Origin of the sequence: Mesorhizobium sp. L48C026A00 (assembly GCF_000502375.1) — a bacterium.
GTDB lineage: Bacteria > Pseudomonadota > Alphaproteobacteria > Rhizobiales > Rhizobiaceae > Mesorhizobium > Mesorhizobium muleiense.
Window position 1 is genome coordinate 38,762 of sequence record NZ_AYWU01000027.1, and the last position, 22,756, is coordinate 61,517.

At 63.4% G+C, this 22,756-nt stretch carries 19 protein-coding genes and 1 pseudogene; 4 read left to right on the forward strand and 16 right to left on the reverse strand.

Going from position 1 to position 22,756, the window contains the following annotated elements; translation table 11 throughout:
• Positions 1-106 precede the first annotated feature (106 nt).
• From X738_RS73240 to X738_RS73300, 13 genes are all read right to left on the reverse strand, one after another.
• Complete coding sequence (locus X738_RS73240) at positions 107-1,612, reverse strand: LysM peptidoglycan-binding domain-containing M23 family metallopeptidase (RefSeq protein WP_023802566.1); 1,506 nt, start codon at positions 1,610-1,612, stop codon at positions 107-109.
• Between the two features lie 199 nt (positions 1,613-1,811).
• Positions 1,812-2,477: a protein-L-isoaspartate(D-aspartate) O-methyltransferase gene (locus X738_RS73245; protein ID WP_031256387.1), complete on the reverse strand. Its 666-nt coding sequence runs from the start codon at positions 2,475-2,477 to the stop codon at positions 1,812-1,814.
• Positions 2,474-3,232 (reverse strand): 5'/3'-nucleotidase SurE, encoded by a 759-nt coding sequence (surE, locus tag X738_RS73250; protein WP_023802568.1) that lies wholly within the window; start codon positions 3,230-3,232, stop codon positions 2,474-2,476. Before surE ends, X738_RS73245 begins: the two co-directional genes overlap by 4 nt.
• Positions 3,232-4,536: a serine--tRNA ligase gene (gene serS / locus X738_RS73255; protein WP_023802569.1), complete on the reverse strand. Its 1,305-nt coding sequence runs from the start codon at positions 4,534-4,536 to the stop codon at positions 3,232-3,234. The genes surE and serS overlap by 1 nt, the downstream gene beginning before the upstream one ends.
• Positions 4,537-4,661: 125 nt before the next feature.
• The gene (tatC, locus tag X738_RS73260; protein WP_051407946.1) at positions 4,662-5,471 is read right to left on the reverse strand and encodes a twin-arginine translocase subunit TatC; all 810 of its coding nucleotides are present in this window, start codon (positions 5,469-5,471) and stop codon (positions 4,662-4,664) included.
• Positions 5,472-5,515: 44 nt separating this feature from the next.
• Positions 5,516-6,196 (reverse strand): Sec-independent protein translocase protein TatB, encoded by a 681-nt coding sequence (gene tatB, locus X738_RS73265; RefSeq protein WP_023802571.1) that lies wholly within the window; start codon positions 6,194-6,196, stop codon positions 5,516-5,518.
• Between the two features lie 29 nt (positions 6,197-6,225).
• On the reverse strand, positions 6,226-6,447 hold the full coding sequence (locus X738_RS73270; RefSeq protein ID WP_023802572.1) for a twin-arginine translocase TatA/TatE family subunit: 222 nt from the start codon (positions 6,445-6,447) through the stop codon (positions 6,226-6,228).
• A 177-nt stretch (positions 6,448-6,624) separates the two neighbouring features.
• Positions 6,625-7,401: an SMC-Scp complex subunit ScpB gene (gene scpB, locus X738_RS73275; protein WP_023802573.1), complete on the reverse strand. Its 777-nt coding sequence runs from the start codon at positions 7,399-7,401 to the stop codon at positions 6,625-6,627.
• Entirely contained in the window at positions 7,398-8,198 is an 801-nt protein-coding gene (locus X738_RS73280; protein WP_023802574.1) for a segregation and condensation protein A, read from the reverse strand. The genes scpB and X738_RS73280 overlap by 4 nt, the downstream gene beginning before the upstream one ends.
• Before the next feature lie 126 nt (positions 8,199-8,324).
• On the reverse strand, positions 8,325-9,344 hold the full coding sequence (nagZ, locus tag X738_RS73285; protein ID WP_023802575.1) for a beta-N-acetylhexosaminidase: 1,020 nt from the start codon (positions 9,342-9,344) through the stop codon (positions 8,325-8,327).
• Positions 9,345-9,507: 163 nt separating this feature from the next.
• Entirely contained in the window at positions 9,508-13,257 is a 3,750-nt protein-coding gene (locus X738_RS73290; RefSeq protein ID WP_023802576.1) for an SPOR domain-containing protein, read from the reverse strand.
• A 103-nt stretch (positions 13,258-13,360) separates the two neighbouring features.
• On the reverse strand, positions 13,361-15,118 hold the full coding sequence (gene argS, locus X738_RS73295; RefSeq protein ID WP_023802577.1) for an arginine--tRNA ligase: 1,758 nt from the start codon (positions 15,116-15,118) through the stop codon (positions 13,361-13,363).
• A gap of 67 nt (positions 15,119-15,185) precedes the next feature.
• A complete protein-coding gene (locus tag X738_RS73300; RefSeq protein ID WP_023802578.1) occupies positions 15,186-16,400 on the reverse strand; it encodes a deoxyguanosinetriphosphate triphosphohydrolase in 1,215 nt (404 codons plus the stop codon).
• A 129-nt stretch (positions 16,401-16,529) separates the two neighbouring features.
• Between X738_RS73300 and X738_RS73305 the strand changes: the two are divergent.
• From X738_RS73305 to X738_RS73320, 4 genes and pseudogenes are all read left to right on the forward strand, one after another.
• Positions 16,530-16,951: pseudogene (locus X738_RS73305) on the forward strand (HesB/IscA family protein).
• 3 nt (positions 16,952-16,954) lie between these two features.
• Entirely contained in the window at positions 16,955-17,347 is a 393-nt protein-coding gene (locus X738_RS73310; protein ID WP_023802579.1) for a VOC family protein, read from the forward strand.
• A gap of 7 nt (positions 17,348-17,354) precedes the next feature.
• A complete protein-coding gene (xth, locus tag X738_RS73315) occupies positions 17,355-18,149 on the forward strand; it encodes an exodeoxyribonuclease III (protein WP_023802580.1) in 795 nt (264 codons plus the stop codon).
• A gap of 97 nt (positions 18,150-18,246) precedes the next feature.
• Complete coding sequence (locus X738_RS73320) at positions 18,247-18,537, forward strand: hypothetical protein (protein WP_023802581.1); 291 nt, start codon at positions 18,247-18,249, stop codon at positions 18,535-18,537.
• An 81-nt stretch (positions 18,538-18,618) separates the two neighbouring features.
• Here X738_RS73320 and X738_RS73325 read toward each other — a convergent pair whose 3' ends face one another.
• From X738_RS73325 to X738_RS73335, 3 genes are all read right to left on the reverse strand, one after another.
• Positions 18,619-19,455, reverse strand: coding sequence for a tetratricopeptide repeat protein (locus tag X738_RS73325; RefSeq protein ID WP_023802582.1), 837 nt, complete (start codon positions 19,453-19,455; stop codon positions 18,619-18,621).
• A complete protein-coding gene (gene ilvD / locus X738_RS73330) occupies positions 19,442-21,166 on the reverse strand; it encodes a dihydroxy-acid dehydratase (RefSeq protein ID WP_023802583.1) in 1,725 nt (574 codons plus the stop codon). The genes X738_RS73325 and ilvD overlap by 14 nt, the downstream gene beginning before the upstream one ends.
• A gap of 289 nt (positions 21,167-21,455) precedes the next feature.
• Entirely contained in the window at positions 21,456-22,676 is a 1,221-nt protein-coding gene (locus X738_RS73335; protein ID WP_023802584.1) for an OmpP1/FadL family transporter, read from the reverse strand.
• Positions 22,677-22,756: the final 80 nt, after the last annotated feature.

Here is a 22,756-nt window from a genome sequence, read left to right on the forward strand (position 1 = left end):
CCCGCCCCTTGCGGAGCGGGCTGAGCCGGCGGGCCGGACTGGAGGTCCGGCGGCCCGCAATCGCTTTTCTTGTTCTATTCAAGATAGGTCGAAGGATCGACTTTCTTTATTCAAGATAGGTCGAAGGATCGACCGGCGCCGAATTCTTGCGCACTTCGAAATGCAGTTTCGGCGAGTCGGTGGTGCCGCTCATGCCGGACTGCGCGATTTCCTGGCCGCGCTTGACCTTCTGGCCGCGCTGGACCTCTATCGAACGGGCGTGACCATAGACTGTGACCAAACCGTTCTCGTGGCGCACCAGCACCGTATTGCCGAATTCCTTGAGGCCATCGCCGGCATAGATGACGACGCCGTTCTCGGCCGCCTTGACTGGCGTTCCTTCCGGCACGGCGATGTCGACACCGTCCTTGCCGCCGCCGAAACTGGAGATCACGCGGCCGCGCACCGGCCAGCGCATCTTGCCGATACCGGTGGCGTTCGGCGCGACCGCGTCGTCGTCCTCGGCCTGCTGGATGACCTTTTCCTTCTTCGGCGGCGTGTAGGCGGCGAGCGTTTCCGACGGCGTCGTCTTCGCCGCAGGCGGGGTGGTGGCAGTTGTTACCGGATCGACCTTTGCCGGCTTGGCGTTGGCAACTGTCGCGGTTCCGCCGGCCGGCACCTTCAATGTCTGGCCGATCTTGAGCAGACCGTCCTGCATGCCGTTCGCCTGCTTCAACGCAACCACGCCGACGCCGGTCTTCCTGGCGATGGCCGACAGCGTATCACCCTGCTGCACGGTGTAGGAGCCACCGGCACCAGCCGCCTTGGGTGCGGCGTCCTTTGGCTGGCTTGCCGCGGCCGATGCATCCACCTGCGCGGCGGACTTGCCCTCCTTGAGCTTGGGCTGCTGCGGCAGCACGGCGACCATCTCCGGCGCCTTGGCCGGCACATCGTGCTTGGTGTCGTTCGCAGGCTTGGCGTCGGCAAGCTTCGGCGCCGGTTTCTTGCCCGAATAGGCATAGGCCGGGATGACGATCTTCTGGCCGGTCTTCAGCCCGTTGGTCGCGCTTAGCCCATTGACCTTCATCAGCGCGTCGGCGGGCACGCCGTAGCGCCGCGACAGGCCGGAAATGGTCTCGCCGTCCTTGACGATGATCTCGGTGGCACGCGGCTCGCCGCCCGCCGTCGCCATGCGCGGAGCATCGGGCTGTGACTCTTTGAACGGCTTTGCCACGGTTCCGGTCGCAGTCCGGTCGACCCGGGGAGCGGCTGGCGCCGAAGCGGTGCGAGCCGGACTGGCGGCGGGCGCCGACGCGCTAGCCGGCTGCGCCTGGTCGACCGGCGGCAATTGCTGCGTCGTGACGGGTTCGAGGCTTGAACGGCTTACCGACTGGGTGTGGCTGCCGTCGAGCGGCGCGGCCGAAACCGCGGCGGCATCGCCGGGATAGGGCTGGGCGGCGTCCTGCTTGTCGATGATGGCGCGCTGGTTGTTTGTCGACGACGTGAAGACATCGTCGACGCTGTTGAACCGCGAGACCTGGGAACTGCATCCCGCCGTAGTGCCCGCAACCATCAGGACGGCGATACCCCGCGCCAGGTTGCGTCCGTTTGCCTTCAAAATACTGAATTGCATCGCATTTACCCGCAGATACCCGGTACAGACTGACCGTGATTAAAGCGCGTTAATGTTACCGGCCGGTTAAACCTCTAGAATCAGACGCAAATTTTCTTAAAATATTTAAAGTTGCATTGGACGGGCGTGATTGAGCTGAGGCAAGCCGGAGACGGACCAGACAGGTGAGTTGCGGGCATCACCTGAATATCGACAGATCCTAGATGACCGCGGCCACGCTGCGCAGGATCGGCTGCAGGCGTACGAGACCGATGTCCTCGCGTTCGAAGCGGCTGCCGACCTTGGTCAGCTTGGCCAGCACCTGCTCGCCCTCCTCGGGTCCGATCGGGGCGATGACGATGCCGCCGCTCGACAATTGATCGAGCAGGAAGCGCGGCAGGCTGTCGAAGGCCGCCCACGCGACGATACGGTCGAACGGCGCTTCATTGGCCAGTCCGTTGGAGCCGTCCGCCTGGCGCACGATGACATTGCCGATGCCGAGCGCCTCGAAGCGCTGTTTGGCCTGCTCGACCAGCGTCTTGTAGCGATCGATTGTGACGACGCGCCCGGCGAGCCGCGACATCACCGCCGCCGTGTAGCCCGACCCGGTGCCGATCTCGAGCACCCGGTTGCCCGGCTCGATGGCAAGTGCTGCGATCACCGCAGCCTGCAGATCGGCGCCCTCGATCGCCTCGCCGCATTCGATCGGCAGCATGCGGTCCGACCAGGCGATCGGATGGAACGGTGCGGAAAGGAAGCCGCGCCGCGGCGTCGCCTCGAAGGCGGCGATCAGCGCCTTCGGCACCACGCCCTTGCCACGCAGGCGGAGCAGGAAAGCGGCGAAGCCTTCGCGGTCATCGCCCGTCGGACCATGGTTCAGGTTCATGCGAGCGCCTTGGTCAGTTGATCGCGAATTTCATGGGCTGTGAGATCGAGCTGCAGCGGCGTCACCGACACCAGCCGGTTGCGCATGGCATAGAGATCAGTGCCTTGCTTGCCCTCGACCGGCTCGCGGCCGAAGCGCAGCCAATAATAGGGAAGCCCGCGGCCGTCGCGGCGCTCGTCGACCCACAGGCTGTGGACGAGCTTGCCTTGCGAGGTGACCACCTCGCCGGCGATCTCTTCGGGAAGGCAATTCGGAAAATTGACGTTGAGCAGCACGCCATCCGGCAGCGGCATGGCGACCAGTTTTTTGAGCAGCGCCGGCGCCAGCGCCTCGGTGGTTTCGTAAGGGACGAGGCGATCCTCGCCGACATAGGAATAAGCCTGGCTGAGCGCGATCGAGCGCACACCGAGCAGCGCGCCTTCCATGGCGCCGGCAACGGTGCCCGAATAGGTGACGTCGTCGGCGATGTTGGCGCCGGAATTGACCCCGGACAGGATCAGGTCTGGTGCTGCGGGCAGGATTTTTTTCACGCCCATGATGACGCAGTCGGTCGGCGTGCCGCGCACGGCAAAGTGCTTTTCGCCGATCTTTCTCAGGCGCAGCGGCTCCGAGATCGACAGCGAATGCGCATAGCCGGACTGATCCTGCTCCGGCGCCACCACCCAGACATCGTCCGACAGCGTGCGGGAGATGCGTTCGAGCGATGCAAGGCCCTCGGCATGGATGCCGTCATCATTGGTCAGGAGGATACGCATTATCTCGATTCGATCTTTTCCAGATCGCCCATGTAAGGCCGAAGCGCTTCAGGAATGGTTACGCTGCCATCCTCATTCTGGTAGTTTTCGATGACGGCAATAAGGGCGCGGCCGACGGCAGTGCCGGAACCGTTCAGCGTGTGGACGAAGCGGTTGCCCTTGCCGTCCTTGTCCTTGTAGCGGGCATCCATGCGCCGCGCCTGGAAATCGCCACAGACCGAGCAGGACGAAATCTCGCGATAGGCGTTCTGGCCCGGCAGCCAGACCTCGATGTCATAGGTCTTGCGCGCGCCAAAGCCCATGTCGCCGGTGCACAGTGTCACGGTGCGGAATGGCAGGCTGAGCCGCTTCAGCACTTCCTCAGCGCATTCGGTCATCCGCTCGTGCTCGGCAAGCGAGGTGTCCTGGTCGGTGATCGACACCAGTTCGACCTTGTAGAACTGGTGCTGGCGCAGCATGCCACGCGTGTCACGCCCGGCCGAGCCCGCTTCCGAGCGGAAGCACGAGGTCAGCGCGGTATAGCGCAGCGGCAGTCTTTCATGCGGCGTGATGTCTTCGCGCACGAGATTGGTCAGCGGCACTTCGGCGGTGGGAATGAGGCCAAGCCTGCCGTCCCCATGCGGGGCGAAGAACAGATCCTCCTCGAATTTCGGCAGTTGCCCGGTGCCGAAAAGCGCTTCGTCGCGCACCATCAGCGGCGGCTGGACCTCCTCGTAGCCATGCTCGGTCGTATGCACGTCCAGCATGAACTGGCCGAGCGCGCGTTCCATCCGTGCCAGTCCGCCCTTGAGCACCGTGAACCGCGAACCGGACAGTTTCGCCGCCCGCTCAAAATCCATCATGCCGAGCGCTTCGCCGATCTCGAAATGCTCCTTCACCCAGTTCGGGCGGGCCGGCACCTTGCCGACGGTGCGCTTGACGACGTTGTCGTGCTCGTCCTTGCCGACCGGCACGTCGTCGAGCGGCACGTTGGGCAGCACCGCCAATGCGTCGTTCAGCGCCTTGTCGAGCTCGCGTTCGCGCGCCTCGCCGTTCTGGATGAAGGCCTTGATCTCGCCGACCTCGGCCTTCAGTCTTTCGGCAAGGGCGGCGTCGCCCGAGCGCATGGCGTTGCCGATTTCTCTCGAGGCGGCGTTGCGGCGCTCCTGCCTGGTCTGCAGCTCGGTCAGATGTTCGCGCCGCGCCTCGTCCCTGGCGATCAGATCATCGACCGTGGACTGCGCCTCCGCAGCCGGCCACGAGCGCTTCTGGAGCGCCTCGACAAGGGCCATCGGATGGTCGCGAATCCATTTGATGTCAAGCATGGTCTGTTCGTCCTCAAGTAGGCTAGAGGGGGCGTAAACCGCATCCTTGACCGATGCAAGATGTGAAGATCGAGTTCCCTCGCGCCCCGCGCTGTCCCGCAAACCTGAAGATAACGGCGATGCCGCTAGGTCGACGACGCGTCCGCCGGCTTCTCGGCCGCCGCTTCCGCAGCCTCCCGCTTCTCGCGCGCCAGACGTTCCCGTTCCTTGCTGCGCTCGATCAGCCGGGCCGACCAGATCGAGACCTCGTAGAGAAGGATCGTGGGAACGGCCAGACCGATCTGGCTTATCGGGTCGGGTGGCGTCAGAATAGCCGCGACGACGAAGGCGATGACGATTGCCCATTTGCGCTTTTCGACCAGCGCCTCGGACGACAGCATGCCCACCCGCGTCATCAGGCTGGTCACCACCGGCAACTGGAACACCAGCCCGAAGGAGAAGATCAGCGTCATGATCAGGCTGAGATATTCCGACACTTTCGGCAGCAGCGAAATCTGCACCTGGTCGTCGGTGCCGGCCTGCTGCATGGCGAGGAAGAACCACATCACCATCGGCGTGAAGAAGAAATAGACCAGCGACGCGCCCATCAGGAACAGGATCGGCGAAGCGATCAGGAACGGCAGGAAGGCGTTGCGTTCATTCTTGTAGAGACCGGGCGCGATGAATTTGTAGATCTGCGTGGCGATCAGCGGAAAGGCGATCACCATGCCGCCGAACATCGCCAGCTTGACCTGGGTGAAGAAGAATTCCTGCGGCGCCGTGTAGATCAGCTCGACCTTGTGCGGGTCGAGCCCTGCCCATTGCGTCGCCCATTTGAACGGGATGACCAGCAGGTTGAACAACTGCTTGGCGAAGAAGAAGCAGAACAGGAAGGCGACGAAGAACCCGCCGATCGACCACATCAGCCGCCGGCGCAACTCGATCAGATGCTCCATCAGCGGAGCCGCCGACTTGTCGATCTCGTCCTTTTCCGAAATGCTCACTTGGCGGCTCCCGCCGTCTTTTTGGCGGCTGCGGCCGGCTTCTTCACTGCTGCCGGTGCGGGCTTCGGCTCGGCCTTTTTAGCCGCGGTCTTTGTCACAGCAGGTTTTGCCGCTGGCTTCGCTGCGGCCTTGGAGGCCGGCATCGCTTTCGCTGGGGCGGCCTCCGTCTTCGCCGCCGAGGCCTTTGGCGATGCGGCCGGCGCCGCCGTCGCGACAGGCGGGGTCACCGAACCATCGGTCATCGCCGGAAAGGTCGGCGCCGCCGGCGCCGCTTCCGGGGCTTCGACGCCCGGCAGCACCGTCGCGCCATTGTTCAGCTCGGTATCCTGCGGCGTCGAAGCAGCCGGCGCGACCGGGTCTGCGGCCGGCTTCGGCTTCATCACCGCGTCGACGCCTGAACGGACGTCGGCCGCCGCCTGCTCGAACGGGTTGAGCTGTTTCCTGATCTCGGCGGCCGGGTTGAGGCTTCTGAGTGAATCGACCGACTTCTTGACGTCGTCAAGCTCGGCCTCCTTCAGCGCATCGTTGAACTGTTTCTGGAAGTCGGCTGCCATGCCGCGCATCTTCGCCGTCGTGCGGCCAAAAGTGCGCAGCATCTTGGGCAAATCCTTGGGCCCGACGACCACGATCATGACGATCGCGATCACCAGCATCTCGGTCCAGCCGATGTCGAACATGGCGATACGTTCCGACTAAAGTTTTGGGCTCAGCTCTTGCTGGCCTTTTCCTTCGCTGCCGAAACGGTTTCGTCGGCACGGTGCTCGACGGTGCGCTTGTCCTCGGCAACCTCGTCGTCGGCGATGCCCTTCTTGAAGCTCTTGATACCCTTGGCCATGTCACCCATCAGCTCGGGAATCTTGCCGCGACCGAACACCAGCAGCACGATCACCAGCACGATCAGCCAATGCCAAATCGAAAATGAACCCATAACAATCTCTCTCGAAAGTTTTCTCTGACGATGATCTATGCGCTTTCGCGCCGGGATTCAAACACAACCGCGACAGAGTTTATAAATGAGTGGCCGAAGTCACGCAGATTCGGCGCCTCAGCCCGCTACCAATCGGCGCAGCCGTTAAATACCATCGCTTTCGGCACGTCGTTGCGGTCAATCTTCCTCGACACGCGGCGTCAACAGGCCGAGTTCCTCAAGGTCGATGTCGGTCAGCGGATCCTCGTCATCGGTCAGCACGTCCGGGTCGGCCGGCGGCATCGGAATGGAAAAATTCGACGGCATGCGGCCCGAAAGCAGCCCGGCACCCTTCAATTCCTCCATGCCTGGGAGATCGCGGATCTCCTCCAACGCGAAATGGTCGAGGAAGATGTCGGTGGTGCCGTAGGTGACGGGACGGCCGGGTGTGCGGCGCCGGCCGCGCATCTTCACCCATTCGGTCTCCATCAGCGTGTCCAGCGTGCCCTTCGAGGTCTCGACGCCTCTGACATCCTCGATCTCGGCGCGCGTCACCGGCTGGTGGTAGGCGATGATCGCCAGCACTTCGAGCGCCGCACGGGAAAGCTTCTTCTGCTGCACCGTGTCGCGGCTCATCAGGAAAGCGAGATCGCCGGCGGTGCGGAACGCCCAGGCATCGCCAACGCGCACCAGATTGACGCCGCGCCGCGCATAAATCTGCTGCAGTTCAGCCATCGCCGCGGCAATATTGATGCCGGGCAGGCGTCCGGCAAGCTGCTTTTCGCTGACCGGCTCGGCGCTGGCGAACACGATTGCCTCGGCCATGCGCACGGCCTCTGCCATATGCAGCCGCTCGCCAGGATTCTGGGACAAGTTCTGGGCCTGACTTTCTGCCAGCACCTCGGCGAGCACGCCGTCTTCGGTCTCGTCGTCGACCTTGAACGGAATGACCGAAGCGTTGGTGCGCTCGCTCATGATGCCACCTCAACTGCCCTGATGCCTTGCGCACGACCGCGCAGATAGAGCGGCGCGAACACGTCGTCCTGCCGCATTTCCATTTTGCCTTCGCGCACCAGTTCCAGCGTCGCCGCAAACGAACTGGCAATCGCGGTACGCCGCTCGTCCGGGTCGGTCAGATATTCGACCAGGAAACGGTCCAGCGCCGTCCAGTCGGCAAGCGTGCCGATCAGCCTGTTCAGGATGTCGCGCGCATCCTTGAGCGACCACACACCGCGCCTGGCGATCGTCACATTGGTGATCGCCTGCTTCTGGCGTTGCGCCGCATAGGCGGTCAGCAGATCGTAGAGCGAGGCCGAATAGGCGTTGCGTTTCTCGACGATGACCATTTCCGGCATGCCGCGGGCGAACACGTCGCGCCCGAGCCGATTGCGATTGACCAGGCGTGCCGCCGCGTCACGCATCGCTTCCAGTCGCTTCAACCGGAATTGCAGCACCGCCGCCAGTTCCTCGCCGCTTTCACCGTCGTCGCCGGGTTGCTTGGGGATCAAAAGCTTCGACTTGAGAAACGCCAGCCACGCCGCCATCACCAGATAGTCGGCGGCAAGCTCCAGCCTGAGCGCCCTCACCTTTTCGACGAAGGCCAGATATTGCTCGGCCAGCGCCAGGATCGAGATGCGCGACAGATCGACCTTCTGGTTGCGGGCAAGATGCAGCAGAAGATCGAGCGGGCCCTCGAAACCGTCGACATCGACGACCAGCGCGGGATCGCCGGTCAGCCGCGAATCGTCGTTCTCGGCCCAAAGACGGTCCATCGGTGCGGCCTTGCCGGCCTTGCTGTCCAATGTTTCCGCCACTTCCTGTCGCTTCCTTTGCTTCTAACTTCGTGTTTGACCGTGATCTGTTCCGAAAAACCGGCTCCCACCGTTCGGGATCATGGTCTAGGCCACCGCATCGAAATAGGTGGCGAATTCGGCGCGTATCTCGGTTTCATCAGCCCGATCGCGGTTCTTGATATAGGTCAGCGCCCGTTGCGCGCGTTGCAGCGACGTGCCTTCAAGCCCCGTTGTGCGCGACGCAATGCCGACCATCTCCTCGAAAACGCCGTTGCAGTGAAGGACCAGATCGCAGCCCGCCGCAAGGATCGCCGCCGCCTTTGTCGGGAAATCCCCAGAAAGTGCCTTCATCGAGGTGTCGTCGCTCATCAGCAGCCCGTCGAAACCGATTTCGCCGCGGATGATCTCGTCGATGACCTTGCCGGAGGTCGTGGCCGGGTTCTTCGGGTCGATCGCGCTGTAGACGACATGCGCCGTCATCGCCATCGGCAAATGATTGAGCTCCCTGAACGGGGCGAAATCATGCCGCTGCAAGTCGCTCATCGAGGCATCGACGGTCGGCAGTTCGAAATGCGTGTCGGCAAAGGCCCGTCCATGCCCGGGAATATGCTTCATCACCGGCAGCACGCCTCCCGACATCAGGCCCTCCGCCGCGGCGCGGCCCAGTTCGATGACGGCACGAGGCTCCTTGCCATAGGCGCGCGCGCCGATGACGTCGCTGGCGCCCTCGATCGGCACGTCGAGCACCGGCAGGCAATCAGCCGTGATGCCGTAGCGCAGCAGGTCGAAAGCATGCAGCCGCGCCATCAGCCATGCTGCGCGGTTGCCGGCATCGTGGTCGTTGCGCCACAAGGCGCCGAGCGCGCCACCGGCCGGATAATTCGGTGCCAGCGGCGGCCGCAGGCGCTGCACACGGCCGCCTTCCTGGTCGATGAACACCGGGGCGTCCGGGCGCTCGACACAATCGCGCATCGCGGCGACCAGATCGCGGATCTGCTCGGCCTCGCCGATGTTGCGGGCAAACAGGATGAATCCCCACGGGCATTCGCTGCGATAGAAACTGATTTCGTCGCGTGTGAGCGATTTCCCGGCGCAGCCAAGGATCATGGATTTTGATTCGGTCATGGGCGGGAGTTTAGAGCTTCACGCAGACAAAGGGAATCGCATCGAGCCACATCGCTCGAGCCGGAATCCCTTCCACACGAGGAACTCCTTCCACCATAGAAAACCGGCGTGGTCTGTGACCGCGCCGGTTCTTTCGGCCCAAGGGCGGGAGATTTGAAAATGGTTAGCGCGACACGAAACAGTTGCCGCCGGCAGCCTTGTAGTCGGTGCACAGGCTGATCGCATCGTTGCGCGACTTCGCCGGGACGCGAACGCGATAGAACGTTCCCTTGCCGGCGATCTCGGCCTTGACGATGTTGGCCGTGTGGCCGGAAAGCACGCTGCCATAGCGACGCTGCAGATCCTGATAGGTCGACTGGGCGCTTTCGACGGTCGGCTGCGAGGCGATCTGCATCGACCACGAGCCACCGCCGGTCGAGGCCGCCGCCGGACTGATGGACGCAACCTGGTCGGGCTTGACCTCACCGACGACGTCGACCGGCTGGTCGGACGGACGCTGCGGCGCCACCGGAACCGTGGCCGGCGTGTTGGCAGGCTGGTTGGTTTGGGCTTCAGCCTCAGCCGTGGGCACGGCGGCCAGATTGACTGCTTCCGGCGTGGCGGTCTCGGCCCGGTCGCCGGCCACTGGGTCGCCGCCCAACAGGTCGCCACTTGCCTGGTCGGCAACAGACGCTACGGTACCGGTCTGCGCCGCTTCGCCGGCCTGACCCGCCGGGGCCACAAGCTGCGGCGCCGGATCGACAGGCTCGACGGCAGCCACCTGCGATGCCGCAGGCGCCGGATCCTCGCGCGCAACCAGTGAACCATCAGATTTGACCACCATGGTTCTCACCTTGCGTGGCGCAACGGCGACGACATCCGGCTCGATGCCCTGCTCGGCCTCTTGCAGAACCTGGGCGATACGATCCTCGGACTTGGGTGCCGGCGCGGCGGCGTCGGCATTCCCGGCCGCTTGCGTGCCGCCGGCCGCTTGCATGCCGCCGGCCGCATCGGCGGCTTCAGCCGTGTCGATGTCGTCGGGCGAAAGATCGACCACACGGCTCTGCGGCGGTTCCTTGGCCGCCACGTCCACCGGCTCTTCGGTGTTGGTGACCAGTTTTTCCTGGACCGGTTCGGCAGGCCTCGCGCCCCCCTTGGCCACGGCGTCGTAAACCTTGTTGTCCTGGTTCGGCACGACGGTGCCGCCCGGGTTTTCCGGCCTGACCTTGATCGGTGCGTTGTCCGCCTTGACGATGACCGGCGCATCGGTGCCGCCGTTGCCGCCGAAAGACAGCGCGAAGGCGCCGAGACCGCCGGCGATCGCCACGGCGCCGACGACTGCGGCGACCAGCAGGCCGCGGCTCCGGGGCCTCGCGGCATCCTGCTCGGCCAGGCCTGGAACCGACATGGCCTCATCCAGTTCGGGGTCGTAGTCGAGTTCGTCCAGGGCAAAGTCGTTGGCTTGCGCTTGCGAAACCGGCCGGCCGCTGGGCAAGTCGCCCAGATCGAAGCCGCTGGCAGCATCGGCGTAAGACGCACTGACGGGGGCTTCTGCGGGTCTCGCCGCATAGGTCCGCGTTTCAACGCGGTCGGGCTCATAGCCTGACTGGAACCCGGCCGCTGATTGGAACCCTGCCCCCGGCTGGGGTCCGGCCCCCGGCTTGAATCCGGATTTGTAGGATTCGTCGTCATACGCCGCGCTGCGCGCCGGGCCGGCAGCGACGTCCACGGCATTCATTTCCGAGAGAAGGTTGGCGAACTCGGTATCGAGATCGTCATAGGCAGGCGCCGGCGGTGCGTCTTCATTGGAGTCGAGTTCCGGAATATCGAGGTCGTCCGCCAGCGCTACGACGCGCTCGGGCACATCGACTGTCTCGACATCGGGCATCTCGTCATATGCAGAGGCTTGTTCGCTTTGAGCTGGCGCAGGTGCCGCATTGGCGGCATCGTCTTCGGCCGCCTCATCCTGATAGGCCGGCTCATCCTGATAGGAGGGTGCCGCAGCGGTTGGCGGTGTCGTTGTTTCTGTGGTCGCCGAAGCCGTCGGCTGGGCTGCAAAGGCGGGTTGCGGCTGTGCCACCGGCGTTACGCGGCTCCACGAACGGACCGGCGCAGGCGCGGCGGAGGGTGCCGTCATCCAGCTGAGCGAATCATTCGGATCCTGCTGTGGAGCGGCGGCCGCAACGTCATCGCCATGATCCAGACCGATGTCCTTGGCGAAGGCGGCGTGCAATGCATCATCGTCGAACTCGATATCAGCCGGTCCGACAGCTTCTTCAGCGCCGAAATCATGGCCCTCGAGCCCGTCGAGGAGAACGGTGTCGAGATCGGCGTCGGCGGCCTGGACCGCGTCTTCATTCGACTGCTCCGAAAGGTCTTGCTCGTCAAGGCTCCCGGCCAGTTCGTCGGTGGGATCCACTGGTTCGTCGGCGGCTTCTCCAGCCGCGGCTACAGGTTGCTGGACCATGGCGGCCGCGGACGCTGCCACCGGGGCAGCCCGTGCGCTCATGGTGCCCAACAGCGCGTTCAATTCGTCTTCGAGGCTCCGCTCCTCAGCGACGGCGGCTGGCGCCGTCGGTTCGGCTGCAACGCCGGGGGCCTGAGTAGCCGGCTCCTCGGCTTCATCGGCAAGCGTGTCGTCGAAGCTCAATTCAAAATCGTCGTCCAACGCATGTTCCGGGGTCGCGGCGGAAGGCTCGTCGTCGTTGGCGGCGATAGAATCCGGCTCGTCAATTTCTGGCTCGTCGACTTCGACCGGCCCAGCCGTGCGAATGTCGAAATCCATGTCGACGTCATCCATGGCGACGTCGGGCATGGTGTCGTGGTCGGCAAAGTCCTCGTCGGACTCATCCGAAACGGCCCGAACGGGCGCAGCGGGAGCCTCGACAGCGGCCTCGATCGGCTCATGCTCGTCGAGCGTCAGCTCGTCTTCGAGCGAGCTTGCGACGGCGTTGTCGAATTCATCGTCGAACGCGGGTTCGGCGGCCGGCGCGGCGATGTCGGCGGCTTCGGCAGCCTGCTCCACCTGCACGTGCTCGTCGAGCGTCAGCTCGTCTCCGAGTGAGCTGGCGACGGCGTTGTCGAATTCATCGTCGAAGGCGGGGTCAGCGGCCGGCGCGGAGATGTCGGCGGCGGTATTCTGTTCGTCCGTCGCATCGTCGTCCAGCCGGAAATCCTGTTCGAGCGACGCAGAGAGTTCGTCGTTTACCGGCAAATCGTCTTCGAACGGCGACACGTCTTCGAGCGAACTGGCGATCGCATGGTCAAAATCGTCGTCGAACACCGCTTCAACAGCCGGCGCGGATACTTCGGCAACACCGTAACCCAGGTCGGCGGCGGCAACGACATGGGCAGTTTCGTCGGCCGTGTCGTCGTCCAGCCGGAAATCCTGTTCGAGCGACGCGGCAAGCTCGTCGTTCCCAAGCTCGTCGTTCCCAAGCCTGTCGTCCACCGGCAAATCGTCTTCGAATAGCGACACGTCTTCGAGCGAACTGGCGAGCGCTTCGTCGAAATCGTCGTCGAAAGCAGCTTCAGCAGCCGAGGGAGTTCCGGCAACGCCAGAGCGCACATCGTCGGCAGCAATGGCAACGGCGGTTTCGTCTACAGCATCGTCGTCGAGCAGGAGATCCTGTTCGAGCGACGCGACAAGCTCGTCGTCGATTGGGTCAGTAGCAGCCGCGTCGAAAGCCGGCTCGCGAAGCTCGGCTGCGCCGTCATTGGCGTCGCCGCCGAATTCGCCCATCAACTCCTTCTCGAGGTCGATGCCGAAATCGCCGTCGTCCGCTGGCTGACTTGCTGCAGCCGCCGTCGACTGGGCCTGCGGCTTGACCGGCTGGCGGGGGTCGAAGCCCATGATCCTGGTCAGTTCCGCGAACGGATCATCGTTGGCGATATCGTTTTGGGCGGCTGCTTTCAGCTGGGTTCTGTCTGCCATTATTGTTCCCGAACTCGCACTCATTCGGACGCCGTTGACGTCGCGCAGGGTTGGCCCTTACCAGCGCAATGTGGGCAAAAGGTGACAGGTTTTTTAGTCAAACCTAACGCATTTCGGTGGGCGCATCGGCTCCGATCAGCGTCAGGCCGGACGTCAAAACGTCCGAAACAGCCTGCACCAGCCCTAGTCTGGCATGGGTCAATTGTCGGTCGTTAACCTTAACAAAACGTAAGTCGGGATTTTCGGTGCCGCGGTTCCAATGTCCGTGGAAGCTGGAGGCAAGATCGTAGAGGTAGAATGCCAGCCGGTGCGGCTCGAGCGCAAGCGCCGCGGATTCGATCAGCCGCGGATATTCGGCAAGCTTCCTGATCAGGCCGATCTCGCCTTCGTCGGTCAGCGAAGCGGTGGCGGCGGCCAGCCGATTGCGATCGAAATTGGCCTCGCCCAACTGTTCGCTCGCCTGTCGGAACACCGAATGGCAGCGCGCCGAGGCGTACTGGACGTAGAACACCGGATTGTCCTTCGACTGCTCGGTCACCTTGGCGAAGTCGAAATCGAGCGGCGCATCGTTCTTGCGGTAGAGCATCATGAAGCGGATCGCGTCACGCCCGACCTCCTCCACCACTTCGCGCAGCGTTACGAAATCGCCCGACCGCTTCGACATGCGCACCGGCTCGCCCTCGCGAAAAAGCTTTACCAACTGGCAAAGCAGCACGGTGAGCTTCACCTCGTCGCCGGAAATCGCCCGGGCGAGCGCTTCCAGGCGCTTCACATAACCGCCATGATCGGCGCCAAGCACATAGATCAGCTCGACGAAACCGCGATCGACCTTGTCCTTCAGATAGGCGACGTCGGCGGCGAAATAGGTGAAGGTGCCGTCCGACTTGACCAGCGCCCGGTCCATGTCGTCGCCGACCGCTGTCGAGCGGAACAGCGTCTGCTCGCGATCCTCCCAGTCGTCCGGCTTCTCGCCCTTGGGCGGCGGCAGCTTGCCCTTGTAGATATGGCCCTTGAGGGTCAGGCCGTTGATCGCCGAGCGGATTTTCCGGGCGTTGTCGGCGTGCAGGGTGCGCTCCGAGAAAAAGACGTCGTGATGCACATTGAGCAGCGCCAGATCCTCACGGATCATTGCCATCATCGCGTCGATCGTCCTGTCCTTGACAATGGCAAGCGCTTCCTCGTCCGGCATCTGCAGCAAGGAACGGCCAAATTCGCTTACCAGAGCCTGGCCGACCGGCACGAGATAGTCGCCTGGATAGAGCCCGGCAGGAATCTCGCCGATGTCGTCGCCGAGCGCCTCGCGGTAACGCAGCATGGCGGAGCGGCCGAGCACGTCGATCTGCGAACCAGCGTCGTTGATGACATATTCCTTGATCACGTCATAACCGGCGAAGGCCATCAGATTGGCGAGCGCATCACCCACCACCGCGCCGCGGCAATGGCCGACATGCATCGGTCCGGTCGGGTTGGCCGAGACATATTCGACATTGGCCTTCTTGCCGCCGCCAACGGTCGAGCGGCCGTAATTGCGGCCTTCGCCGAGCAGCGCAGTCAGATGCACCTGCCAGAACGCGTCCTTGAGCCTGAGATTGACGAAGCCCGGACCGGCAACGTCTGCAGCGGCGATGTCCGGGTCGGAGCGCAGCGCTTGCGCCAGCCTTTCAGCCAGTGCGCGCGGCGGCTGGCCGGTCGGCTTGGCCAGCACCATTGCCGCATTGGTCGCCAGGTCGCCATGGCTGGCGTCGCGCGGCGGCTCGACGGCGACGCGCGACAAGTCCAGCGAACCGCCGTCTTTGTCTTTCAAATCAAGCGCTTCGACGGCCTTTATAATTCGCGCGTTGAAATCGGCGAAGATGTTCATTGGTGTGGCCCTGGCTCTGGCGGCTTTGCGGGAATCCGGTCTATTGGCCGGCAAAATCGAGCCCCGCCTAGCTTAATTCAGGCGTATGGTCAAACAAACGGCGGTGTTCCTTCAAAGCGTAGGTATCCGTCATGCCCGCCAGGAAATCGGCGACGCTGCGCGCCTTGATGCGATCATCAGCCCGGTCGAGCCCTTCGCGCCAGCCATCGGGCATGGCGCGCGGATCGGCGAAATAGACCTCGAACAGGTCGTTGACGATCTGCTCGGCCTGGTTGCGCACGCGCACGACTTCGCTGTGTCGATAGAGATGCTTGTAGAGAAAGGCTTTCAATTCCTCTTCGAAAGCGGCCATTTCGGCTGAAAAGGTCACCATCGTCTCGCCTGCCGCCCTCACCGCGTCGGCGCTGTCCGGCTTGATGCGGGCCAGATTGGCGGTGGTGAAGACGATGACATCCTCGACCATCATCGTGATCTGCCGGCGCATCAGTTCGTGCCCTGTCCTCACATCGTCCAGCGCCGGATAGCGCTGACGCACGCCGTCGAGGATCGAGCCGGGCAGCGAGACATTTTCCAGCATCTCTAGCGTCAGAAGGCCCGACCTCAGGCCGTCATCGATGTCATGGCTGTTGTAAGCGATGTCGTCGGCGATCGCCGCGCACTGCGCCTCGATGCCGGCGAAGCGGTCGAGCTCGAGGTCGTGCAGCTCCGAATAGTCGCGGATCGCTTGCGGCACCGGCCCCGTCAGCCCGTTTCCGCTGGCGTCGGTTAGCGGTCCGTTGTGCTTGACCAGCCCCTCCAGCGTCTCCCAGGTGAGGTTCAGCCCGTCGAATTCGGCATAGCGGCTCTCCAGCCGCGTCACCACGCGCAGCGACTGTGCATTGTGGTCGAAGCCGCCCCAGGCCGCCATCTTCTGGTTCAGCGCGTCCTCGCCGGTATGGCCGAAGGGCGTGTGACCGAAATCGTGCACCAGCGCCACCGCCTCTGCCAGGTCCTCGTCGCCGCGCAGCGCCCGCGCCAGGGCGCGCGCGATCTGCGCCACCTCGATCGAATGCGTCAGCCGGGTGCGGTAATGGTCGCCCTCATGCGCGACGAACACCTGCGTCTTGTGCTTCAGCCGGCGGAAGGCCGTCGAATGGATGATGCGGTCGCGGTCGCGCTGGAACGGCGTCCGGGTCGGGCTCTCCACCTCGTCGAACAGCCGCCCGCGCGACTTTGCCGGATCGCAGGCATAGGCGGCGCGCGGCCGATAGCCGAATCCGATGTCGCCCAACTCATTTGTCATCGCCCCAACCGATTTCCATAGCCCCAACCAATTTCCATAGCCCCGCCAATTTCCATAGCCTACGCCGCAGTTGACTTGCCCCCTCGCGCTTCATACCTATCATGTGGAACCGAAAGCAAGGTGACGCCCATGGGCGCTGATGCCAAGACCGCCATGAAAGTCGAGATGACCGACGCCGCCGCCAGGCGGATTGCCAAGGTTGTGTCTGGCGAAGCCGGCAAGACGGCGCTGCGCATTTCGGTCGAGGGCGGCGGCTGTTCCGGCTTTTCCTACAGGTTCGACCTGGTCGACACCCGCAACGATGACGACGTCGCCATCGAGAAGGACGGCGCCACCGTGCTGATCGATGACCTCTCGCTGGTCTATATGGGCGGCTCGGTGATCGNGCCATCGAGAAGGACGGCGCCACCGTGCTGATCGATGACCTCTCGCTGGTCTATATGGGCGGCTCGGTGATCGATTTCGTCGACGATCTGATGGGCCAGTCGTTCCAGATCAGGAACCCGAATGCGGTCGCCTCGTGCGGCTGCGGCACCAGCTTCAGTATTTAGAGAATGCCTACCATTAGCGCGGTCCGTCAGGTCGCGCTTTCAGCCGGGCGCGATCTCGATGCAACGCTGGCGTTCTGGCAGGACGTGCTTGGCATGGCCGTGCACGTGCGCTTCGATCCGCCTGGCATCGCCTTCATCATGGCCGGCGATGTGCGGCTGCTGTTCACCGATGGCCTGCCGGCCGGCACCGTCTATCTCGACATTTCGGGCCTTGACGATTTCCACGCCTCGGCAAAAGCCGCCGGTGTCCCCTTCACTGCGCCGCCGATGCTCGTCCACCGCGATACCGAGGGCCTGTTCGGGCCGGCGGGGGAAAGCGAATGGATGGCCTTTCTAAAGGATCCGGCAGGCAATACGATCGGCCTCGTCGAACGCCATCCGCCCGAGCAGCAATGAGGCCGTCATGAAAATCGTCACCTGGAACATCAATGGCGTTCGGGCCCGTATCGGCAATTTGACACACTGGCTGACGGAAAGCGCGCCCGATATTGCCTGCCTGCAGGAGATCAAGACGGTCGACGAGCAGTTTCCGCGGGCCGAGATCGAGGCGCTTGGCTACAACGTCGAAATCTATGGCCAAAAGGGATTCAACGGCGTCGCCATCCTGTCGAAGCTGCGCTTCGACGAGGTCATCAGGGGCCTGCCGGGCGACGATGCCGACGATCAGGCGCGTTTCATCGAGGGCGTGTTCTCGACCGACAAGGGCGCGTTGCGCGTTGCCTCGCTGTATTTGCCGAACGGCAATCCGATCGATGACGAGAAGAAGTTCTCCTACAAGCTGTCCTGGATGGCGCGGCTGGAGCGCTGGGCCGAGGAACGGCTCTCGCTCGAAGAGGCGCTGGTGCTGGCCGGCGACTACAATGTCATCCCCGAACCGATCGATGCGAAGTTCCCGGAGAACTGGCTCGGCGATGCGCTGTTCCAGCCGCAGACCAGGCAGGCGTTCCGCCGGCTGAAGAACCTCGGCTTCACCGAAGCCGTGCGCGCGGTCACCGACTCGCCGGACATTTTTACGTTCTGGGACTATCAGGCCGGCGCCTGGCAGAAGAACAACGGCATCCGCATCGATCACTTGCTGCTCTCGCCCGAGGCCGCCAACCGCTTTTCCTCGGCCTCGATCGAAAAGCACGTGCGCGCCTGGGAAAAGCCCTCGGATCACGTGCCGGTCGCCATCGAACTGGGTTTTGCGCCAATCTGATCATTCGGGGCCAGAACCGCCGGATTCCCGGTGGATGGACCGTCATATCGCCACAATCGGGGTTTCCGCTGCAATCCGGGTTCGGCCGGGGTTCAGGATGACGATCAGGTTTGCGATTTGCCCATGTGCCGCCGCGCTCGCCCTCGCGGCGACGTCGGCGCTTGCCAATCCTGCATGCCTGGCCAACGGAACATCATTCCAGATCGGCCAGGTCGCCTGCCTGACGCTTTCCGGTCGGAGCCATCTCGCCCGCTGCGACATGGTGCTCAACAACACGTCATGGACAAGGATCCGGAACGATTGTCCTAAAACCAAGCTGGCGCCGCCGGCCACGCCGATTTCAACGCCGGAGTCCGGTCCCGTTCCGACGAAACCGACCGAGAATTGATCTCGACTTTCTCGAGATCCCCACTCTTCCTGACTATTGACCCAGTCTTTCCCAGCTGTTGGCTTCGTGCTGGCTTCGCGACTACCGGTCGCCGCCACCCTTGGTGAGGATGTCGTCGGCCAGCGAAATCGCGGTGCGGCGGTCGGCCTCGCCCGCGGCGGCAAACGCCTCTTCCTGCATGCCGCGTATCCATGGCTGGTCGGAAGGCGCGGCCCGTTCAAGCGCCGCGGTCATCATCGCCAGCCCCCGAACGATCTTGCCGCTCTGGAAGAGCAGGTGGCCGAGCGTCGCCTGCGCGCCGGCATGGCCCTTTTCCGCAGCGAGTTGGAACCAGCGGCCGGCCTGCTTGATGCTCGCCTTGACGCCGCCCTTGCCATTCAGGAAGATCTGGCCCATCTCGAACTGGGCATTCGGGTTGCGGTAGTTGGCGGCGGCGCGCATGTAGTACTCCTGGGCCGCCACCTCGTTCTCTTTGATCGGGCTGCCGGGGATGCCCTTCCTCAGATAGTCGCCGAGCGCCACGAGCGCGTCCGAGACATAGCTCTCTTCCGGCGAACCGGGCTCGACGTCCTGGTCGACGATCTCGCTGAAGAACTTGAACGCCGCGTAGTCGTCGCGCTCGACGCCGTCACCCTCGGCATACATGCGCGCAAGCTTCCAGGTGGCGCCGATCTGGCCGTTTTCGGCCGCGTATTTATAAGCCTCAGCAGCCTGCTCCTTGCGGCCGTTCTTGTAGGCGGAGAAGCCGAACTGGAACACCGCCCACGGGCTCGACTGCGGCTTCACGCCGGTCTTGTCGTCGAACACCTTGTCATCGAAGGCCATGGCCTGGCCTGCGGCGCCCAAGGTCGCGCCAAAAGTGGCGATCGCGACCAGTGCCGAAAAGACAGACAGCCTCAGCAACTCAGATATCCGCATAACAATGTGTTTCTCTCGCACCACCGGGATGGGTGACCGCCCCGTCGCGGGCAGGCCCTACCGTTTGTGCATATTTCCAGATCGCGCCCGACTGATAGTCGGTCGCGCGCGCCTTCCATGCCTGTGCCCTGGTCGCCAGTTCGGCGTCTGACAGCGCCACGTCGATAGTGCCGTTCACCGCGTCGATCGAGATCAAGTCGCCATCCCTGAGCAGCCCGATCGGGCCACCCACAGCGGCTTCCGGCCCGACGTGGCCGATGCAAAAACCGCGTGTCGCGCCCGAAAAACGCCCGTCGGTGATGAGAGCCACCTTGCCGCCCATGCCCTGGCCATAGAGAGCCGCCGTCGTCGACAGCATTTCGCGCATGCCCGGACCGCCGCGCGGTCCCTCGTAGCGGATCACGAGGACCTCGCCTTCGCTGTAGCTGCGATCCGTAACCGCCTGGAAACATTCCTCTTCCGAATCGAAGCAGCGTGCCGGACCAGAGAATTTAAGCTCCGACATGCCCGCGACCTTCACGATCGCGCCTTCGGGGGCAAGGTTTCCCTTCAAGCCCACGACGCCACCCGTTCGGGTGATTGGTCGGTTGGCGGGACGGACCACATCCTGGCTATCATTCCAGGCAACGTGCTCCATATTTTCGGCTAAAGTACGGCCGGTCACGGTCAGGCAGTCGCCATGCAGATAGCCGTGGTCGAGCAACGTCTTCATCAAGAGCGGAATGCCGCCGGCCTCGAACATGTCCTTGGCGACATATTTGCCGCCCGGCTTCAGATCGGCGATATAAGGCGTCTTCTCGAAGATCCTGGCGACGTCGAACAGGTCGAACTTTATCCCCGCCTCATGCGCGATCGCCGGCAAATGCAGCGCCGCGTTGGTCGAGCCGCCGGTTGCCGAGACCACGGTCGCCGCATTCTCCAGCGCCTTCGGAGTGACGATGTCGCGCGGGCGGATATTCCTTGCGATCAGTTCCATGATCTTTTCGCCGGACGCGAAATTGAAGCGGTCGCGCATCTCATAGGGCGCCGGCGCCCCGCAGGAATAGGGCAGCGCCAGCCCGATCGCCTCGGCGACGGTGGCCATGGTGTTGGCGGTAAACTGGGCGCCGCAGGAGCCGGCCGACGGACAAGCCGCTTGCTCGATTTCGAGGAGTTCGGCGTCGCCGATCGTGCCGACCGAGTGCTGGCCGACGGCCTCGAACACATCCTGCACGGTGATCTGCCGGCCCTTGTAGGAACCGGGCAGGATCGAGCCGCCGTAGATGAAGATCGACGGCACGTTGAGCCGCACCATGGCCATCATCATGCCGGGCAGCGACTTGTCGCAACCGGCAAGGCCGACCAGCGCATCGTAGCAATGGCCGCGCATGGTGAGTTCGACCGAATCGGCGATGACCTCGCGCGACACCAGCGACGATTTCATGCCCTGGTGGCCCATGGCGATGCCGTCCGTGACGGTGATGGTGCAGAATTCGCGCGGCGTGCCGTTAGCCGCTGCGACGCCCTTCTTGACCACCTGCGCCTGGCGCATCAGCGAGATGTTGCAGGGTGCCGCCTCGTTCCAGCAGCTCGCGACGCCGACCAGCGGCTGCGCGATCTCGGCCGCCGACAACCCCATCGCATAAAGATAGGAGCGGTGCGGCGCACGCGCCGGACCGACGGTCACATAGCGGCTGGGCAGCTTGGCCTTGGAGATGACTCTGGCGTTCATTCTCTTCCCTTGCCCCGGGGCGATGAGACCTGCGGCGCGACCTGCCCCATAGCCGAGCCTTTTGGCATGCCTGGGACGCATTCGAGGTGCGCCGGGTTTATGGCGGGAAGTAGGCAATGTCGGCGAGCGCCGTTGTGGCGCGAGGGTTGTTCAGAAACTGTTGCCAAAACATCACGATCGCGTGAGGCAGAGGGAAGCGGCGTAATTGCAACGCCGCTTGGTCGCCGGGAGGCCTCTCAAGCAAAAAGGCCGGGCATCTCCCGGCCTTTTTGCTATTGAAAACAGATGTTTAGAACTTGACCTTAACCGAAGCTGAGCCGGCAAGGAGCAGATCGTCGTCATATGTGTAGGTGACGTTGTTTGCGGCGTCGCCAACCCCGGTGAAGGTCGACGTTCCGCTGGTGAGGACACCGATCGAGCCACCAAGTCTGACCTCGATCTTGTCGTTCGGCGAATAGGAGATGCCGCTGGCGACGGCCCAGGTGTCCGATTGATAGCCGGAGGTCGTCGAGGTTCCACGATCCCAGGTCAGCGAAACCGCGGCCGACAGTTGGTCGGTGAATTTGTGCGCTATGCCGCCCGTGACCGTCCAGCCGTCGCGATAGAGCAGGTCGAAGGAAACTGGCGAGGGAGCACCGGTTACAGGGCTGCGAACACCTTGGATCGGAATGACGCCAAGCTTGCTCCATTCCTGCCAGCGGATAGAACCAAACGCCAGCCAGCCGGGCGCTATGCCGCTCTGCAGCTTGAGTTCCACGGCCTGGGGTATCTCGGCCGAGGCGGACACAGGGAACACTCCGGTGGCGCCTGGAACCAGATCCGCTGGAAAGGTGCCCCTGAAACCGGTGGTGTCGACGGTTCCCGACAGTTCGTCATATTTATAGCTCGAAGAGTAGACCAGGCTTGCGCGCAAGGCGATTTCGGGAATTTCATAGGCGGCGCCAGCACGCCAGCCCCACGCCTCGTCGGAAAGCTGGAACTTGCCGAGGCCGGTATTACCGAAGGCCAGCAAGGTCTGGCGCGACAAAAATGCATCGACCTCCTGGTAGGAGATCCCGCCGATGAACCGCAGGGCGCCCTTGCCGACATTCACCTTGTAGGAGCAGGTAAGGCCGAAATCATTTGTTCTGACGTAGTATTCGACCGCCGATGGCGAATAGGCGTTGTTCATTCCGAAGTCAGCTTCCGCGCCATACGGTTCCGTATAGGTCGCAAGGCAATCCACTGGCTCAAAGATGTTGGCCTTGATGCCGATGCGCGGCACCGCATAGTCACCGCCGACATCCACTGACGAAGACGACAGTCCCGAGCCATCCAGGCGCCGCACATTCTTCAGTGTGCGCTGTGGCGAAACATAGGTGACGCCGGCGTCAACCGAATATGGCGCGGTATCGAACAACTGGTCGATGTTGACACCGCCCCGGTCGAAGCCGCCGGCGTTGGCAACGCTCGACATCAACAGCGAAAAGCACCCTGCCCCCAGCAGCGCTTTCAGACGCAAATTGTTCATGAAATCTCCTCCCCTAGTACGAATGGACTAAGCTAGAACCAATTCGAGTTAACGGCGCAACAACGAATTCTCGATGCGTA

What these genes read in the sequence shown, in the direction of transcription:
- X738_RS73310 (WP_023802579.1), top strand. Translation starts at nt 16,955, where the DNA reads ATGCCTACCATTAGCGCGGTCCGTCAGGTCGCGCTTTCAGCCGGGCGC.
- X738_RS73290 (WP_023802576.1), bottom strand. Translation starts at nt 13,257, where the DNA reads ATGGCAGACAGAACCCAGCTGAAAGCAGCCGCCCAAAACGATATCGCC.
- scpB (WP_023802573.1), bottom strand. Translation starts at nt 7,401, where the DNA reads ATGAGCGAGCGCACCAACGCTTCGGTCATTCCGTTCAAGGTCGACGAC.
- ilvD (WP_023802583.1), bottom strand. Translation starts at nt 21,166, where the DNA reads ATGAACGCCAGAGTCATCTCCAAGGCCAAGCTGCCCAGCCGCTATGTG.
- X738_RS73300 (WP_023802578.1), bottom strand. Translation starts at nt 16,400, where the DNA reads ATGACAAATGAGTTGGGCGACATCGGATTCGGCTATCGGCCGCGCGCC.
- tatC (WP_051407946.1), bottom strand. Translation starts at nt 5,471, where the DNA reads ATGGAGCATCTGATCGAGTTGCGCCGGCGGCTGATGTGGTCGATCGGC.
- X738_RS73280 (WP_023802574.1), bottom strand. Translation starts at nt 8,198, where the DNA reads ATGGACCGTCTTTGGGCCGAGAACGACGATTCGCGGCTGACCGGCGAT.
- surE (WP_023802568.1), bottom strand. Translation starts at nt 3,232, where the DNA reads ATGCGTATCCTCCTGACCAATGATGACGGCATCCATGCCGAGGGCCTT.
- X738_RS73240 (WP_023802566.1), bottom strand. Translation starts at nt 1,612, where the DNA reads ATGCAATTCAGTATTTTGAAGGCAAACGGACGCAACCTGGCGCGGGGT.
- tatB (WP_023802571.1), bottom strand. Translation starts at nt 6,196, where the DNA reads ATGTTCGACATCGGCTGGACCGAGATGCTGGTGATCGCGATCGTCATG.
- X738_RS73245 (WP_031256387.1), bottom strand. Translation starts at nt 2,477, where the DNA reads ATGAACCTGAACCATGGTCCGACGGGCGATGACCGCGAAGGCTTCGCC.
- serS (WP_023802569.1), bottom strand. Translation starts at nt 4,536, where the DNA reads ATGCTTGACATCAAATGGATTCGCGACCATCCGATGGCCCTTGTCGAG.
- argS (WP_023802577.1), bottom strand. Translation starts at nt 15,118, where the DNA reads ATGAACATCTTCGCCGATTTCAACGCGCGAATTATAAAGGCCGTCGAA.
- X738_RS73270 (WP_023802572.1), bottom strand. Translation starts at nt 6,447, where the DNA reads ATGGGTTCATTTTCGATTTGGCATTGGCTGATCGTGCTGGTGATCGTG.
- xth (WP_023802580.1), top strand. Translation starts at nt 17,355, where the DNA reads ATGAAAATCGTCACCTGGAACATCAATGGCGTTCGGGCCCGTATCGGC.
- X738_RS73320 (WP_023802581.1), top strand. Translation starts at nt 18,247, where the DNA reads ATGACGATCAGGTTTGCGATTTGCCCATGTGCCGCCGCGCTCGCCCTC.
- X738_RS73335 (WP_023802584.1), bottom strand. Translation starts at nt 22,676, where the DNA reads ATGAACAATTTGCGTCTGAAAGCGCTGCTGGGGGCAGGGTGCTTTTCG.
- X738_RS73325 (WP_023802582.1), bottom strand. Translation starts at nt 19,455, where the DNA reads ATGCGGATATCTGAGTTGCTGAGGCTGTCTGTCTTTTCGGCACTGGTC.
- nagZ (WP_023802575.1), bottom strand. Translation starts at nt 9,344, where the DNA reads ATGACCGAATCAAAATCCATGATCCTTGGCTGCGCCGGGAAATCGCTC.